Source organism: Cupriavidus sp. D39 (assembly GCF_026627925.1).
GTDB classification, from domain to species: Bacteria; Pseudomonadota; Gammaproteobacteria; order Burkholderiales; family Burkholderiaceae; genus Cupriavidus; species Cupriavidus ulmosensis.
This window is the reverse complement of the sequence record NZ_JAPNLE010000006.1, coordinates 46,622-62,145: the sequence shown is the minus strand read 5'-3', so window position 1 is coordinate 62,145 and position 15,524 is coordinate 46,622. Positions and strand designations below refer to the sequence as shown.

At 59.4% G+C, this 15,524-nt stretch carries 8 protein-coding genes and 5 pseudogenes; 4 read left to right on the top strand and 9 right to left on the bottom strand.

Features of this window, described 5'->3' with window-relative positions; genetic code table 11:
• Positions 1–13 precede the first annotated feature (13 nt).
• The 4 genes and pseudogenes from OMK73_RS04390 to OMK73_RS04370 form a co-directional block, all read right to left on the bottom strand.
• Positions 14–445, bottom strand: coding sequence for a hypothetical protein (locus OMK73_RS04390; protein ID WP_267600945.1), 432 nt, complete (start codon positions 443–445; stop codon positions 14–16).
• Positions 446–1,857: 1,412 nt separating this feature from the next.
• Positions 1,858–2,869 (bottom strand): IS5 family transposase gene (locus OMK73_RS04380; RefSeq protein WP_420715457.1). Its coding sequence is split into 2 segments (ribosomal slippage): positions 1,858–2,154 and positions 2,156–2,869, totalling 1,011 coding nucleotides; the frame shifts between segments, so codons are not numbered across the junction.
• Positions 2,870–3,067: 198 nt separating this feature from the next.
• Positions 3,068–4,367 (bottom strand): annotated as a pseudogene (locus OMK73_RS04375) (IS701 family transposase).
• Positions 4,368–4,439: 72 nt separating this feature from the next.
• Positions 4,440–4,763 carry an H-NS histone family protein gene (locus tag OMK73_RS04370; RefSeq protein WP_267600944.1) on the bottom strand — a complete coding sequence of 108 codons (324 nt, stop codon included), beginning with the start codon at positions 4,761–4,763 and terminating at the stop codon, positions 4,440–4,442.
• Positions 4,764–5,320: 557 nt separating this feature from the next.
• On the opposite strand from OMK73_RS04370, the gene OMK73_RS04365 reads away from it, so the two are divergent.
• Positions 5,321–5,695, top strand: a complete 375-nt coding sequence (locus OMK73_RS04365) for a PHA-granule associated protein 4 (RefSeq protein WP_267601334.1) — start codon at positions 5,321–5,323, stop codon at positions 5,693–5,695.
• Between the two features lie 168 nt (positions 5,696–5,863).
• Entirely contained in the window at positions 5,864–6,757 is an 894-nt protein-coding gene (locus OMK73_RS04360; RefSeq protein WP_267600943.1) for a hypothetical protein, read from the top strand.
• A gap of 129 nt (positions 6,758–6,886) precedes the next feature.
• Here the strand turns inward: OMK73_RS04360 and phbB are convergent.
• A pseudogene (phbB, locus tag OMK73_RS04355) lies at positions 6,887–7,602 on the bottom strand (acetoacetyl-CoA reductase).
• 136 nt (positions 7,603–7,738) lie between these two features.
• Here phbB and OMK73_RS04350 point away from each other — a divergent pair.
• Both OMK73_RS04350 and OMK73_RS04345 read left to right on the top strand, forming a co-directional pair.
• A pseudogene (locus OMK73_RS04350) lies at positions 7,739–8,095 on the top strand (IS4 family transposase DNA-binding protein); the annotation flags it as partial.
• Positions 8,096–8,992: 897 nt separating this feature from the next.
• Positions 8,993–9,988 (top strand): annotated as a pseudogene (locus OMK73_RS04345) (IS4 family transposase); the annotation flags it as partial.
• A gap of 168 nt (positions 9,989–10,156) precedes the next feature.
• On the opposite strand, the gene OMK73_RS04340 reads toward OMK73_RS04345, so the two are convergent.
• The 4 genes and pseudogenes from OMK73_RS04340 to OMK73_RS04320 form a co-directional block, all read right to left on the bottom strand.
• Positions 10,157–10,723 (bottom strand): phasin family protein, encoded by a 567-nt coding sequence (locus tag OMK73_RS04340; protein ID WP_267600942.1) that lies wholly within the window; start codon positions 10,721–10,723, stop codon positions 10,157–10,159.
• Between the two features lie 720 nt (positions 10,724–11,443).
• A pseudogene (locus OMK73_RS04330) lies at positions 11,444–13,433 on the bottom strand (Tn3 family transposase); the annotation flags it as partial.
• 437 nt (positions 13,434–13,870) lie between these two features.
• The gene (locus OMK73_RS04325; protein WP_267600941.1) at positions 13,871–14,368 is read right to left on the bottom strand and encodes a hypothetical protein; all 498 of its coding nucleotides are present in this window, start codon (positions 14,366–14,368) and stop codon (positions 13,871–13,873) included.
• Positions 14,369–14,713: 345 nt separating this feature from the next.
• Positions 14,714–15,520, bottom strand: a complete 807-nt coding sequence (locus OMK73_RS04320) for a DUF5677 domain-containing protein (RefSeq protein ID WP_267600940.1) — start codon at positions 15,518–15,520, stop codon at positions 14,714–14,716.
• Positions 15,521–15,524: the final 4 nt, after the last annotated feature.

Here is a 15,524-nt window from a genome sequence, read left to right as displayed (position 1 = left end):
CGCTGCCCCACATTCAGTACAGCAGGATATCTTCAATTTTCAGGCTGAACGGAGAATGTGAAGAAAGGTCTTCCGGGTGGAACCTTGCAATGACATCGCGCCCGCAAAGACGCCAGATCGGGCGTATTGATACCGAGTTCCGTGCCGAGATGGCGAAGCAGTACTGGTGGCAGGATCCTGAACGCGTCCCATGCACGATGATCAGTCGATGCTGATACAGCCACTGGCGGGCATACGATAGCAGTCGCTCCCGATCGGCGCAATGCAGCACTTCGTCGCGTAACGCCCGCGCGAGGGCCCCACGCTGATGTATCGTCATCCAACGAAACCCAGGCGTCTGGCAGACCAGCAGTTGATGGTCGGACAGGGTTCGCCCACGCGCATAGACCAATAGGCAGCCGCTCATGCGGATAAAGCCGATGTGCCGCACCAGGTGCAGCTTCATCGTTGGGCCGCGCCGTCGCCCGATCAGTTCGTGCTCGGCCCGGCTGTGTGTGAAAGCTCCCCCGATATTCACTGCATGGCGGGAGCGAAAGCAGAGAGAGCGCGCCATCAGAAGCCTTGTCGCTGCCTGGCTGGCCCGCTACGCCGATACGCCCGCCATCTTGCAAACCTATCGGCGCGAGGTGGAGCGGCTGCTATTGCGGGCCGTGATGCAGCACGGCAAGCCGCTGTCGTCGCTCTGCTGCTGTACGAGAGCTTCCTAGCCGATCCGCAGCCGGCCTGGCGCTGGGTGTGGCGTCGCGCAAGAACTGGCGCGCGGCGCGCCCGAGTGGCGGCCGTTTGCGGGGCCGCTCTCCCCGGTGAGCGCGTGCCGCACCAGGGTGATCCTCAATGGCTTGCATTTGCCCCCATCGCCTTAGATCACCGCGCCCCTCCCTGCGCCGCCTGACTTGTGCAGCGCAAAAGAAACAGCCCTCAGCCGGGTAGGCAAAGGGCCGAACGTCCAATGAAGAAATCGGGCAGCCATCGCGGACTACCCGACTTTGAGTATCCTCCCCTTTGCCGCAGCAGACAACCTTGGCATGTGCCCGGACTACGGCGTGGCTGTAGCCAATCTCTGGGTACAACATGGCGCTGGACACGTGAAAAAGGGCACGGCGCGGCGCTCCCCCAAAGGAAGAAGGCTCTCGGTAGTTCGCCCCAAGCCGGATCCAGCGCAGACAGGCTACAGATCGATCTCCACCACGCTACGGCGACCCACCCGTGACGGCAACAGCAACGGATAGTTGATGTGACACTTCGCGTGGCGCCGGTTTCGGGCGCCCATGAGAAGAAAGCCATGAACACAAGCGCTCGCGAGACTGGACTGGTGGTGGATGAATCGGTCCCCAGCGCCCGCTGCGTTCTCAGTCACTGCAGCCCGTCCGCCGAGCGTCGGACTTGGGGTCCTGATATTCAGAGGCAAAGCCGAGCTGACTTCGAAGCCGGCCCCGCTTTGCGCGTGGTGCTTGGCAACGTGGTGGTCCTGCCAATCTAATCTGCACGCTTCTCATCATTTCCGGCATCTCCTCGTGTCGTACGCGAGCTGAACGCAGAAAACGTTTAGCAATTCGATTCCTAAAGATTGCGGCTTCTAGGTTAACACTTCCGCCAAGCTAGTGGATAGCGGGAAAACCCAGATACGTCTGGGTGATGCCCATCGATGCCGAAAGACAGCTTTGGCAACCACACCGTAGACCAAGGAATCCCTGCTTGGCAATCGGATGCTAGGGAATTGCTGATCAATAGCAGCGGCGCTGGGGATCGACGGCTGTTTGGTGCCTGATTTTCACCATGCGGAAAAACAGAGAGATCTGAGCCCGATTTCGCGCCGCATGCCCCCATCTCGTGCCCTTTCGGGCTCGATTTGCATCTTCAAGACGGATTGCTCCCCTGAAACGCCAACAACGGCTTTTTGGCGATCACCAGATTTGCGAGACCGAACAGGCTGAACATCTGTGCCGTGTTCTTGGCCAAGCCCTTGTAGCGGGTCTTCTTGTGACCAAACAAGTTCTTCACCACGTGAAAGGGATGTTCTACCCGCGCCCGAATCTGGGCCTTCTTTCGCTCCACTGCCTTCGTCAGGTCCTTCCACCGACCTTCCGGCATCTTTTCAACCTTGCTGCGCTTTGCTGCTACGTGCCAGCTTATGTCAGCGCGGATCGTCCCTTGCCCTGTGGGCTTGTTTGATCTCATCCCTGCGCTCCACACCCGTGTAACCCGCATCAAGATGCACTTGGCTTTCCTCGCCATGCAGCAGGTGATGGGTGTGAGCGATATCGCTTTCGTTCGCCGCCGTCGTGTGCAAGCTGTGCACCAGTCCCGAGTCGGCGTCGGCGCCGACGTGTGTCTTCATCCCAAAATGCCATTCGTTTCCCTTCTTCGTCTGGTGCATCTCCGGATCGCGCGACTTGCTCTTATTCTTGGTCGAACTCGGTGCCCCGATCAGGGTGGCATCGACCATCGTGCCCTCTCGCATCAGCAGCCCCCGCTCACTGAGCACGGCCTTGACCTCATCGAACATCGCGGCAGTCAACTTGTGCTTCTCGAGCAACCGGCGAAACTTGAGCAGCGTAGTCGCATCCGGCGCCGACTCTTGCGACAGATCCACACCCACGAATTGACGCAACGCCTGGCTGTCGTAGAGGGCGTCTTCCACGGCTTCGTCACTGAGACTGAACCACTGTTGCAGACAGTACATCCGCAACATCCTCTCCACGCCAATCGGCTGGCGCCCAACGCGGCCGCTCGTCGGATACAGCGGCTCAATCAACGCGGTCCACCGTGCCCACGGCACGATCCGATCCATCTCCCCGAGAAACTTCTCGCGCCGAGTCACGCGCTTCTTCTTCGCGAACTCAACTTCGGCAAAGCTCGTTTGTTTCATCCTTGTCTTTGTCTTCCATGCCTTCACCTTCAACGCGCCACGCTTTCCGCCAGATGACCCGTGGCTGAATTGATCAGCATTTCCCTAGTCTTACTGTGTCATAAGAGAAACCGTTGGTTCGGCTTCCGACAGCACGGACACATAGCGAGTCTACCGATCAATAGAATGCTGAGTTGATGGCGGATCGTGGTGATTGAATCAGCCACGTGTCGTTGGGCGCGCTGGGCTGCCCCGTGGGATGTAATCTGCGGGAAGCGCAGGCGTTTGGCGTGCGATGAAGTTTTTTGGCGCCGACTGAACCACCGGTGGTAATTCGTTCAGAGACCAGGAATCCATAGGCGGCGATGCTCAGTGCGGCATGGTGGTGAAAGCCCCGCCACCCTCGGCCTTCGTAATGCCCGAGCCCCAACTCCTGCTTCAAATCCTGATAGTCGCGCTCAATGCGCCAACGCATGTGCGCCTGGGCGACCAGTTCATCCAGCGCAATATCGGCCGGGAGGGTCGATAGGAAGTACTTCAATGGGTCAGCGTCCCCAGCAGGCCACTCAATTAGCAGCCACTGCTCTGGGCGCAGACGCGCTTTGCCGCTATTACCACCGGCGTGACGCACGCGTACGGCGGCAAAGCGCCCACTGAGCGTTTCGTTTGAGCCTTCGCGCCAGCTAATCGTCTGGAATGCGGTAGGCGGCAGGGAATGCGCCAGCTCCTTGACGCTTATCGGCTGTCGATTGCGAGTGCGCCGCGGCATCACCGGCGGGCGGCCGATGCCGCTATATGGCTTCGGCGGCAACGGTTCCAACCCCGGTGGCCAGACCACGACCGCCGACGTGATACCCACCACATACGGCATGCCCAGATCACTCAGACGCTGGCGAAATGCGTTGTCCACCCCGTAGCCGGCATCCGCCAACACGCAATACTTTGGCGCGCCGGCGGCCAACAGCGATTCGAGCTGTTGCAGAGCAATCTCCGTCTTCGTTGTGAACCTTACCTCGTCTGGAATTCCCGCCTTCTCACGCCGCTCTGTATCTTCCGCCCATTCCCGCGGTAGATAGAGCTGGTAGGCTACAGGCACACTCGCCTGCTCACAGGCCAAAGACACACTGACCGCGACCTGGCAGTTGTCCTGCTTGCCCAGCACCCCACAATACTGGCGCGCGACCCCAACCGAATGTTTGCCCTTCTTCGGGAATCCTGTGTCGTCAATGATCCAGAAGCCGCCAGTCGAGAGATCCATCTTGGGCACTACCCACTGAGAGATCCTGCGCAGCATCTCCTCATCGGACCAGTCGGCCTTGGCCACAAAGTGGTGCAGTGCCTGGTGCCGAGCGCTTGCGTGAAGCGGATCGACTCCTGCCGCCATCGGCTCCACACTCTTTCGCGTGAGCGGCAGCATCAGCCCTGTGCAGTAGCCCTTGAGTCCTGCATGACGGTCCACATGCCCCAGTCCCGCCGCCAAATGCTCCATGTATTGCTCAAATCGCTCGCTCGCGCTCATCGCTTTTCATGAACTGTGCCAAGAAGTTTATAGTATGGCACATTTGTGACACAGTAAGACTAGCGCTCCCGCTCACGCCTCTGGAATCAGAAACTTGTCGCGATTCTTCCCCAGCCACGCCGGTGCCCGACCACGGCCGGTCCAGGTGGCCCCAGTCTTGGGTTCCATGTACTTTGGCGGCAGCGAGGTCTTCTCTTTCGCCGCAGCCTTAGGCTTATCAGTAGCCGCCGGGCGTCCACGGCGTCGTTTCGGCGCCAAGTCATCGACGGTGAGTTCGTACTCTGCCATCAAAGCCTGGATTTTCTCAATGACGCCGGCGACCTCGCTTTGACGAACCTCGGCCAGCTGCGTTTCCAGCTTTTCCTTTTCTGCCAGCAATTGTTTGTAGGTAGCCATCTCGGTCTCCGTCTATAGATAACGGTTCAATTATCCTTATCCTACAGCACTTCGCCATATTTTCACTAACTCTGTGAATCTAGCCCGCCCGGATGATCTTAGCCGGAACAGAGATATCTTCTCCCTCCCGGCCTATTCTTCCCCCGTCAGGAAAGGCGCGATAGCAGCTGAATGGGTGAAATGAATGCGAGTTACCAAGTGCAGAATGAGGTGCACACAAACAAGTTCTTCGGCGATGCTTGGCGGCCCCAAGCTGAATTTGCCGAACTCGAAGCCTACAATGGCTCCGGCTATGACCGCGGCACCGGTGGCATATCCCCAATGCCATTGCCATGGCTGGCATCCCTCAAGCTGAATCGAGTGTGTTCTGACAGAGCGGCGACATCGCAGTTCTCTCCCCTCCTCGTGTCCCACCTGGCCTGCCCCCACATTCCACGGGCCCTGCGGATGTCAATCGCCGGAAAGGGCTATCGGGCTTGAGGCGCCGCCGGCGATTACAATACTGTGGGAGCACAGGGTATTGCCCAAATGCGCCAAGAATGTGAGTGGAGAAGTCAATGGCGACAGCACGAGCTGGCACCAAAGGGGAGGCACTAAGACTCCTGGGCACGGAAGGCGTGACCGTGGTGGAACTGGACTATGAGGCTGGCTGGCAGGACGCGATTGAACTTGGTCGGCTCGGCCAGAAGGCAGGGATCCGTGTGGAATATCGCGGGCAAGAGAACATCGCAATCAAATCGCCGACGGCATTGGTCGCTGGCCTGATGCGGCCAAAAACGACCTTTCGACAGCGAAACCTCTATTGTCAATTTGATCTGTCCGAGCTGCCTGCAGGTGAGCTGGAGAGCCTCGAGGCAAAGGCATCCAAGCTGGGCGACTATATTCTCGCCGGGCGCTTGATGCGGGAAGTGGATTCGGTATGGACAGAGTAGAGGCATCCCATTGGCTACTCCAGCGCGTATCCCCCATCGGCCGCGCTGGCAAGGTTTCCGCCTGGTCGCCGCGGATGCGGCCACTCCCCATCTGCTCCTGAGCAGCCAGATGGATTAGAATCCCTCCTCATGCCTTGAACGATCACATTATTCTGGGTGTTGAAGTCGATGCAACTCGATATCTTTGCTGACAGCCGCGATGTGATGCTACGCAATGATGTTGCCGACGCCCTGCAGCGCCGCAATGCAGTTGCGGCGCGTGGTGCGTTGCAGCTATTGCTCAGCGAACATCCTTCCGACGATCTTCTTCCCGCTCTTGGTACGCTGACTCGGGCTCTTGGGGAACAAAGGCCAGAGCGCTTTGGCGACCACGATGCGCTGCAAAATGCGCGTGGCGAGATAACCCGCGAGGTCATGCCGGCTGCTGCCCGCGTGTTTGGTGACACTGCCGGCAGTGCATGGCTCGCGCCGTTTTGGCGAGCGCTTGCGCCGTTTTGGCGAGCGCTTGCGCACGCAGCTGCGCACTTGCCGTTGTGCCGCAACGAGCACGATGCCCATGCAGTGCCGTTGTGGCTCAAGGTCGAGGATTGGGTCGCGGCACAAGAAGCCGTCGCACGTATTGCATCGTGGCGCCGCATTCCCACTACGCTGTGCTGGATGGCAGAGGCGCAATATCACCAGCACGGACTGGAAGCCATCTGGCCGCTGTTAGCCGAGCTCGCGTGGCTTTCGGCAAGCCGACTTGACGGACTGATGCACCGCCTAAAGGACTCCTCTCTGACTACGCTGCGCAAGGCGTTCGACTCTCGCTTCGAGGGCGATGGTGCCGTCGAGGATCTAGCGTGGTTTCCCGCCTGGGCGTTGATCGAGAAACCGGGCCTAGCGAACCTACTGCGTCAGACACAGCAGTCGACTCAAAGCTCGCCTGAGCGTGCGACGCGCTTGCTGCTCGAACTGCTGAACTTGGAGCGGCACGGTCGCCACCATGAGCTAGTTGAACGGCGCAAGGAATTGCGCGGTTTGCAGCCGGCCCTGTTTGCCGCATACATGAGCACCCGATAGGGTTGTGTCGCAGAATTCCCTCGCGCAACCAGGGCGCGGAGCAATCGGCCTAGCGCGATAGCAACCTAAGCAGCGGTCAGCGCGGTGTTGCAATGATGCCCGGCCCTGTTTGGGCCCGGGCAAACCAGCTTACTGGAGATGCTGCCCACCGTTGATGGCAATGTTTGCGCCGGTCAAGAAGGCTGCTTCGCGGGAGCACAAATACACGACCAACGCAGCGACCTCCTCGGGCTCACCCAGACGGCCAACTGGGATGTGTGGAATAACTTTGGTGTCCAGAATCTCCTGGGGTACAGCCATCACCATCTTGGTGGCGATGAATCCGGGCGAAACGGTGTTGACGGTCACACCATTCTTGGCGACTTCGAGCGCCAACGACTTCGTGAAGCCATGCATGCCAGCCTTGGCTGCAGCGTAGTTGGTTTGGCCAAAACCGCCCTTCGAGCCGATGATGGATGACACATTGATGATGCGCCCCCAGCCACGCTTGACCATCTCATCGCACACCGGCTTTGTCATATTGAACACCGAATCGAGATTGGTCCGCATGACCGCATCCCAATCGACTTTCTCCATCTTTTGAAACTCGCGTCTCGCGTAATCCCTGCATTGTTAATCAGAATATCGATTGGACCTATCTCCTCTCGAATCTTTCCGACACATTCCTGACACGACTCATGGTCCGCAACGTCAACTGGATAGGCATGGAATCGGCGCTCTTCCGCCGCCATCCGCTTCAGCCAGCTTGCGACGCCGGGGTTGCTAGGGGAATGGGTCACAACCACCGTACAACCTGCGTCCTGTAGTTTGGTACTGATAGCCTCGCCCAGCCCACCCATGCCCATGCGGTTTTACACATCTTTGACACTCCCAAGCGACCGAAGCGCCTACGAAAAACGTTTACTTTCAACGACTTGAAGCGGCACTTGTAAACTCTCTAAGTCTCGCGTTTACTGTCGCATTTTGGGTGACGCGTTGACGATTGAATCGACACACTGGGCAGCGACTGAGTTTGCCCACCTGGATCTCGGTGATGCGCGCCTCGACAAGCGAGCGAGGATGTTGATGGAGCGATTTGCGGCCGATCCGATGGCCAGCGTACCGAAGGCGTGCCACGGCTGGAGCGAGACCATGGGAGCGTATCGCTTCTTTGGCAACGACAGCGTTGACTGGCGCGATATTCTGACGCCGCACTGGCAGCAGACTCAGCAGAGAATGGGGGCTGAACCAGTCGTGCTGTGCTTGCAGGATACAACGGAACTTGATTTTAACGGTCAAGGGGCGACCGGACTGGGGCCGCTTAGCTATGAGGCGCAGCGGGGTATGTATCTCCATCCGGTGCGACACGTTCTGCTGCCCGCGGCGTGTCGAGCGTCAAGCAGTAAAAGGGCAGCAAAGCTCGTTTTTGTCTTGTCGCAGTTTGAGCGTTGAAGAGGCGGTCGAAGCTGCGACCTGCTATGCGACTAGCAGTTGCCTACCCGGACATGCGTGATTGGTAACGATCGGGTATGAAGCTCCGGGAACAATGTACTCCTCGAAAGAAGGCCCGCGTTGGTGACAACGAGGTCGACGCTGCCAGCACGAAGGCGGTGTGGAGGCTAGGCAAATTCCGTACGCGCAACATAAGTGAACTGTTGTTTGAACCCTCGTAAGATACGATGAGCCAAAGGTGCTGACAGGCTCAAACCAAAAGGTAAATGGCCGGTTGCGTTCCTTCGGATGTGGACGTACGTCGCCAGAGTGCCATCGTGGGATAGACAGGCGCTAACCGGATAGGCTCAAGGTTGTTGTTGGGCCGGCAGGAACGGGAACGTGGTAAGCCCGTCTCTCCGCCACGGACTCAGACTATCGGATCTGTGGCAGGTGCCCCGCAAGGGAAGCTGATGGGGAAGCGGGTAAGAGAACGCGGAGAAAGCGAACGGCGGGCTGTAATGGCCCGCATAGGGGTTCAAACTTTGCCCCGGCCCGAAAGGGCGCAGACTTCCGCGAGGTGTGGCTGTCGCAGGCCAATATCTCCGGTTCGTTGCAGGGATAGCTTGGAAGAGGCTGCCTCGCGGTAGTTCAGCGCCCTGCTCTCAGTAATGGGATGAAACCACGATATGACGTCTGCGAAGGACTTGTGCTGTTCGGCAAGGCCGGCATCGATTTAACGGTGCTTTAGCCGTGCGCGAGCCGTATGCGGTGAAAGTCGCTTGTACGGTTCTTTGGGGAGGGAGCAGCGGTGACGCTGCTCTCTTACCCGCTACCTACGCCGTCACGCCGCAACGCGAACCACTTGGTGTGCTGGACGCATGGATGTGGGCGCGCGAGAAGCGGGATAAATTCGGCAAACGCGGCGGCCCAAAGGAAAGCTTGCGTTGGATTGAAGGTTACGAGCGCATTGCTGAAATGGCCGTGGAGCTGCCCAGCACACGCTTGGTCTACGTCGCTGATCGTGAAGCAGATTTGATGGCGTTGATGCTGCGTACCCAAGAACTCGGTACGCCCGCTGACTGGCTTATTCGTGCTACCCACAATCGCTGCCTGCCGGATGGCGAGAAGCTGTGGCAACGCACGGTCAGCGGCAAGCCCATTGGCGAGATCGCTTTCACAATGGGATCGCGCCATGGCATCAAAGCCCGCACCGTGCGCCAGCAACTCTGGGTGCAACGGGTTGATCTGCCTGCAGGTAAGGGCAAGACGGTCGCAGCGACGAGCATCATTGCACGTGAGTTTGATGCGCCTGCCGGCGTCAAGCCAATCGAGTGGCGCCTCCTGACAAATCGCAGTGCAGCCGGTCTGGACGATGCGAGAGAGCTTATTGACTGGTACCGCGCGCGCCGGGAGATAGAGACGCTGTTCAACATCCTGAAGAACGCCTGTCGCGTTGAAGCGCTCCAGTTGTCGGCAATAGAACGTCTTGAGCGCGCTTTGGCGTTGTTCATGGTCGTCGCTTGGCGCATAGCGCATCTGATGCGACTCGGACGCACTTGTCCGGATCTGGACGCTGACTTGTTCTTCGACCCGGATGAAATACGAGGCGCCTACCTGCTGACCCGAGTCAAACAGCCTGCCAAGCCAACGCTGAATGAGGTGCTTCGCCTGATTGCACGACTTGGCGGCTTCCTCGGCCGCAAGAGCGATGGCGAGCCCGGCGTGAAGACGATTTGGCTTGGCCTGAAAGAAGTTCATGTCGCTGCGAAGACTTTGCGAGGGTTACGATCCGTCGATGATGGAGACAGTTGTGTATAACCGCATGACCCATGCCTCCCGTTACCACGGCAATCCTCTTAGTCATCTCCATCCCTCTATGCGCTTGCGCCGTTGCCCCCAGCGTGCGGCCAGCCAACAGCATGTCTCAAGTCTCTTATTTTTCCGCAGCACCGTAGTGATATACGGAACTGCGGATTCCATAGCTAGTTACGCCTTAGCTGCCCGGGATGTCTGCGCCGTACGATGCTGCACGGCCTTGGCCGCCGCATCTGCAGCGGTATCGAAACTGTTCTCAGCAACCTGCACCGCTTGCTTGGTCGTCGACTGCACGGTTTCGTACAACGTATTGGTTGCATTGATAGCGGTTTGCACGGCAGCGAACACCGCCTCGGAGCCCGCGGGCCCGGCGCTTCCAACGCTTTCCACTAGGCTCTGGACTCCACGCTTGTTGGCCTCGTAGTGGGCTTCGGCGACCTTGTCGAACTCGGCCCTTGTAGACGCCGCGATCTCGAGAAAATGGCGGCGGTACGACAAGGACTTTTCGGCCACGGGTTGCAGTAGCTCGATTTGCAATGCCATCAACTCCTGTGGATCTTTGACCGACAAGGCCCGCTTCATGCCTTCCCGTGTCTCTGCTAACGCGGACCTCATGGTTTGGAGATTCAGCTCAAGCAATCTCTCAAAGCCATCGAAGGCCTTGCTCGTCAGACCAACCAAGGTTTCGAGACTTGCCTTTTGCGCTTCCACGATTTTCTCTGAGGAAAACTGATTCATCTTTCATCTCCTTAGTGCGACCCCAGCCCTGCGCCATCCGACGACAGCACATTTGAGACCGAGTTCGGTAAAAACGACCGCTGCATGGTAGGCGGTCTTGTGATGCATCTCGACTGCCTAAATCTTGAGAGCGCGACCGTTTCGGCAGGCACCTCCGACGAGCGCCGCGTCAGGTCTCATCGTAAGCCAGGAACTGGTTGACAACTTCTTCCGCGGGAACGCCCGAAGGCCTTGAGGACAACATACCCTTGGAGGGTAACTTGCGGCCGTCTGCAGCTTGGCCCAAGGTTCTCGAGGGTGACGAGCCGATTTTCCAGCAGCGCCGCCACGTCTTCGACATCCAGGTCGACCTGGTCGGGGGTCTCGTTTACCAGTACGAGTGTGGCGAACTCATGGGGACTCAGCATCATCGTCTCCTAGACTAACGTCTATGTTTCCTGGGGACTACGACTGCAGTCTGTGGCAGCAAGCCTAGCTTGTGCTCCGACTCTCTTATCTCGCGAACGCGAGTTCTGGCTGGTGCGCGCTTGTCATCGCGCGTCGAAGGGCAATCCTACCTGTACACCACATGAGGTTCAATATACTTAGAAATCACATATGAAAATACCTCCGGTAGATTCTCGTCCATCTGCCCGCCGAACTTCTACTACTAGGCATATCACTATTGCGACAACGACAGCTACAACGAGATTGGTCTCTCCGTCATCACGAATCGGCCGGCCGGGAGTGGCTCATGGCGAAATCGGTAAAGCCGTGGGTATCGACAGCCAGTTGCGCCACGTCTTCCGATCCGCTCTGGCGGATGACGCCCTCGATGGCCGCGCCGGCCTGCCGCTCATTGAGCAGGATCGGCTGGTCGTAGAAGATGCCCCAGCGGTCGCGGACATGCGTGTACATGCCTATCGATTTCGTGCGCCGGCGCGGATCGGCCCGTGCCCGCCAGACCGTGCGCGTGGTCTCCAGTGACATCATGTCCGATGATGCCAGATCGGCGCGCCCCCAGTGTTGGGCAATCGGATGCTGGTGCATGAAGCACCAGGACAGCATCGGCGGCCTGGCGGAGTTTGCGCTCGTCCGCGATGCGATGCATCATTTGTCGGATCGCGCTGGGCGACAACTCCGGCACCATGCGTGCGAGGTCTGCCGCCGACATCGAGGTGCCGTGCGCCAGTACCGCGGCGTAGACCATCAGCAGCTCGCTGCGCGAATGCGGTTCCCGGCCCAGCAGGAGCCAACTGAAGTGGGTGCTGCTATCAATCTCCAGCAGGATTTCCGGCAATTGCCCACCGGGGTGCCGCTCGAACAGCGCGCGCCGCAACGCCTCCACGGAGGCTTCCGGCCTCGTTGCCGTGAGCGGATCGATATGGATCGCGCTATCAATCTTCAGTTCGCCGCGCAAGGCCGCGTCTCGCAACTTGGCGAGCCCCGCATCCAAATGTGCCACCACGGGCTCCAGAAAAGCCTTGGCGTCCTGCGGCAGCTTGAGATGACCGTAGAAATGGTTACGCCGGGCCTGCCAATCCTCGTTGGAAATCAGCAGTGCCGCCTGGCTACGAAATGCGAAGCTGTGGTCCAGGAAAACCGAGCCATTACGCAGCGCCACCCGTAGGGCAAACAGCGTCCCCCATTCGAAGGCGGCCAGCGCCCGTTTGCGATCCTGGCCCTCTAATGCTGGCTGCCAGGCGCGTCCCAATCGAGCCGTCACTCGATCAGGGAGCCAGTCGGCCCTCCGCGCATAGAGCTTGCGAAGCACCTCCATGGCCTCGATCACCGGGTGGGCCGACTGGGCGGCGAATGGCAGGCAAACCAGCCTGCCCAGCATGGCCTTGGCTTGCCGGTGTCGGGACAGGAGTTGTGCGCGGAACAGGCTGGCTCGGCTTGGCAGATTCTGGGAGGTCGCCGCGTCGGCCAGGGCGCCCAATTGCTGGCAAAGGGCTTCTCGTGTCTGCGTCTCATCGGCAACCAGCGCCTTGACGGCGGCAGCGAATTCCCGGAGCTTAACGCCAGGGTCCGGCCGGCCGGCGTCGATCAGGCGTCCCGCATCGTTGACGGACTTGCGAATCCAGTGGCGCAGCATGGATGACAGGTGATCCGTGGCCGCACACAAGGCATAGCGCAAGAAGCATGCGGCTTCCAGGCGGCGGGACTGTTGCGCAACCCGCTTGCTGACTGACGCTGGGCGATTCGCACAACGCCGCGCATAGTGGCGAACCACTGCCTCATTGCAGACCGCCGGCCAGCCTTGGTGGACGCCCAGCTGGTACAGCCGGTCGATCTTGTCAAACAGCTCGCCCATCTGATGCGTGGAGTTGCGCAGCGGAACCGCCCACAGCCATTGCTGGAGGCTCGCGCGGTCGCCTTCGGGCCGCGGGAGCAACGTCCCCCACGCGTCGAGGGAAGCTTCGCCATAGGCTTGCACCAGCGCTTCAGCCAGCGCGGCCTCGCAGGCGTCCACGGCCTGGTTGATCAGCCGCTTCAGCGCCCGGTCATGCGGGATCAGGATGCGATGCTCGTACAGCCAGCGTTTCAAGTCATGCAGCAAGTCACTGCTGCTCGGTTGGCCTGCCAGCCGCTCCTTGAGCCAGCGCGTCACGTAACGCCGCTGATGCTCGGCCATCGGGCCGAAACCGAGGGCCTGGTAGGCCAGCATCTGGTGGTCCACCAAGGTATCGGTGCGCCCGTCATAGAGCGCCCCGAGCGTGCCCATATCTCAGTTCTTCCAAACGAGCGTGTGAGCGGGCCGTGGGGGCACGAGATAGAGGTCGGCCGGAACCGGTTGGTGTCAGTGTGATACCTGAGCACGTCGATGCTGCACAGGTCAATCGCGTCGAGCCTTGCTACCGACTCAAAGAATATCCCCTCACCCCGTACGAAACGCGAGCGCGCTGTTGGTGCCATGCCTTCGGTTGTCAGAGTGCGCCAAGCCACCGCCCGGCGGGATGCCCAGAGAGGTGGATTGCTTAGCCAACGGCGCCACCATGACCAATGGCTCGAGCGCGATACCCATTCCGGAAGCGATGAAATATCACTCGCTTCGCCTGTGCTCCTGTCGGACTGCATCAAATGTTCCTCGCCACATGGGCCTCACCGTCCAAGCGCCGGCGCCGCGCCTGTTGCGCAGCGCCGTGGCTTGACGATGGGGCTAGCCTACTTCGCCATGACGGTCACGGAAATGTTCGCATCCTGCCGACCGTCCGTCGCGGAGAACAACAGTTCTGGCGTTCCAGGCGTCAGTTTCCCCATCATCTTGGTTGTGAACTCCCGCACGTTTGGGCAATCGGCACGCTCTCCGTTCGACGAAACCAACATTTTGCGCGACTCCGCAGCCTTGCGTGCCTTGAGCTCCGCGCTCACCAGCCTGTTGTTGCCGTCCAAGCGCATTGCTGTCACCTGTAGCTGGACCACCGTCGGCACACCACCGTCGGCATCGACCAGGCCAAGACTGACGCAGCGCTTGTCGAAGGCCGGCGTCGCTGCTGCTTGGAAGGTGATGGTCTGCGGCACGTTGTCCTCTAGCTCGATGGTCTTCACCCCCGAAACAAAACTGGGCGATTCAACTTTCACTTCGACCTGGGTTGTTGCCGCGTGGGCGATGGACGATGCTGCCAGCATTGAAAGCGCGCAGAGTGCTACCGTGTTCTTCATAAATATCCCTTTTAGCGTAGCCCCCAATAGGAGCTACCCACATGGTTATCGGCTGAAACATGCGCGCATTGAAGGTTGGCGCCGAGCCGAGCGGCCCAGCCAGGCCGCACAGATAGTCTGGACTAGACGTGCGTGGGATTCGACAGGGAAAAACTACGACTTGCGGGGCTTATTTGGATCTGAATTGGCTAGGCAGGCTCCGGTTCGTTCGAGGAGCGCTCGTCAACCGGGGCCGCCCCTGACCTGTCAGTCTGAGGCTGGGGTGACTTGGTTCACACCAACGCCGATGTTTGCCACCAGAATTTAGTTCCGTCGTTTGGCTTCCAGCCCATTCGTCTGTACGAGTTAGTCGGCAGCCTCAAGTTCGTGCTTCACGACAGTCCAGTGCAGAAGCAATTCGCGGGACTCGGCCTCATAGCCGTTCAACCCCATGAAGTCGACGGCCAATCCGATCAAATGGATCATGGCCGCGTTTGCGCTGAGCAGCGTCGAGCGCATGTCGGACGCGTCGGGGCTGAAAACATATTGGTCCAGGTGTCCGTCTTTACCGGGTGCCATATGACGTTGAAACGCTCCAATGGTCGCATGCGCGCCATTGCCTGAAAGGAGTCGGTAGGAAAGTTCGTAAAGCATTTCCAGCCCGGCTTGCTGTGCGAGGGGCCAGAGCTTCAGCGGTCTGGGCTCACCGAACTCGGCCACTATCTCGGCTTTCTCGTTCTCAAAGCGGGCCAACAACTCGGCATTGCCGCTCTTGGCATTGATAGCCAGCATACGGTTGCACACGCCCAGCTTGTGCTTGGCCGCGTCCTCGTGCAGCTTCTCCAACGTACCCTCAACCTTCAGAAGCCCGGCGGTGACGATTACCGATTCAGCGCAGAGTCTCGCTAGTGCGCGGGCCTCAGCCAAAGCCCCGCGCTCCGCAAGGAGGACGGTTGTCTGGAACGATTCAATAGCCCTTGCATACCCGGCAACGGCCCAAACCTGTGGCTCGGTGACATTCTCAGCAGGCAGTTCCCACAGTATCCGCATACCCATGTTGTTCATGCGATGGGCGATCGCGAAGGCATCAGGGAAGGCCTGACGCACATTTTCGCGCCACTGCGTAAGGTCGTCCGCCAAAAAACCGACTGCGTTGAAGTCAGTCACGTCCATTACC

Bases quoted from the DNA above. Each gene is read 5' to 3' on its own strand.
- OMK73_RS04390 (WP_267600945.1), bottom strand. From the start codon at position 445: ATGAAGCTGCACCTGGTGCGGCACATCGGCTTTATCCGCATGAGCGGC.
- OMK73_RS04370 (WP_267600944.1), bottom strand. From the start codon at position 4,763: ATGGCTACCTACAAACAATTGCTGGCAGAAAAGGAAAAGCTGGAAACG.
- OMK73_RS04365 (WP_267601334.1), top strand. From the start codon at position 5,321: ATGGCGACAGCACGAGCTGGCACCAAAGGGGAGGCACTAAGACTCCTG.
- OMK73_RS04360 (WP_267600943.1), top strand. From the start codon at position 5,864: ATGCAACTCGATATCTTTGCTGACAGCCGCGATGTGATGCTACGCAAT.
- OMK73_RS04340 (WP_267600942.1), bottom strand. From the start codon at position 10,723: ATGAATCAGTTTTCCTCAGAGAAAATCGTGGAAGCGCAAAAGGCAAGT.
- OMK73_RS04325 (WP_267600941.1), bottom strand. From the start codon at position 14,368: ATGAAGAACACGGTAGCACTCTGCGCGCTTTCAATGCTGGCAGCATCG.
- OMK73_RS04320 (WP_267600940.1), bottom strand. From the start codon at position 15,520: ATGGACGTGACTGACTTCAACGCAGTCGGTTTTTTGGCGGACGACCTT.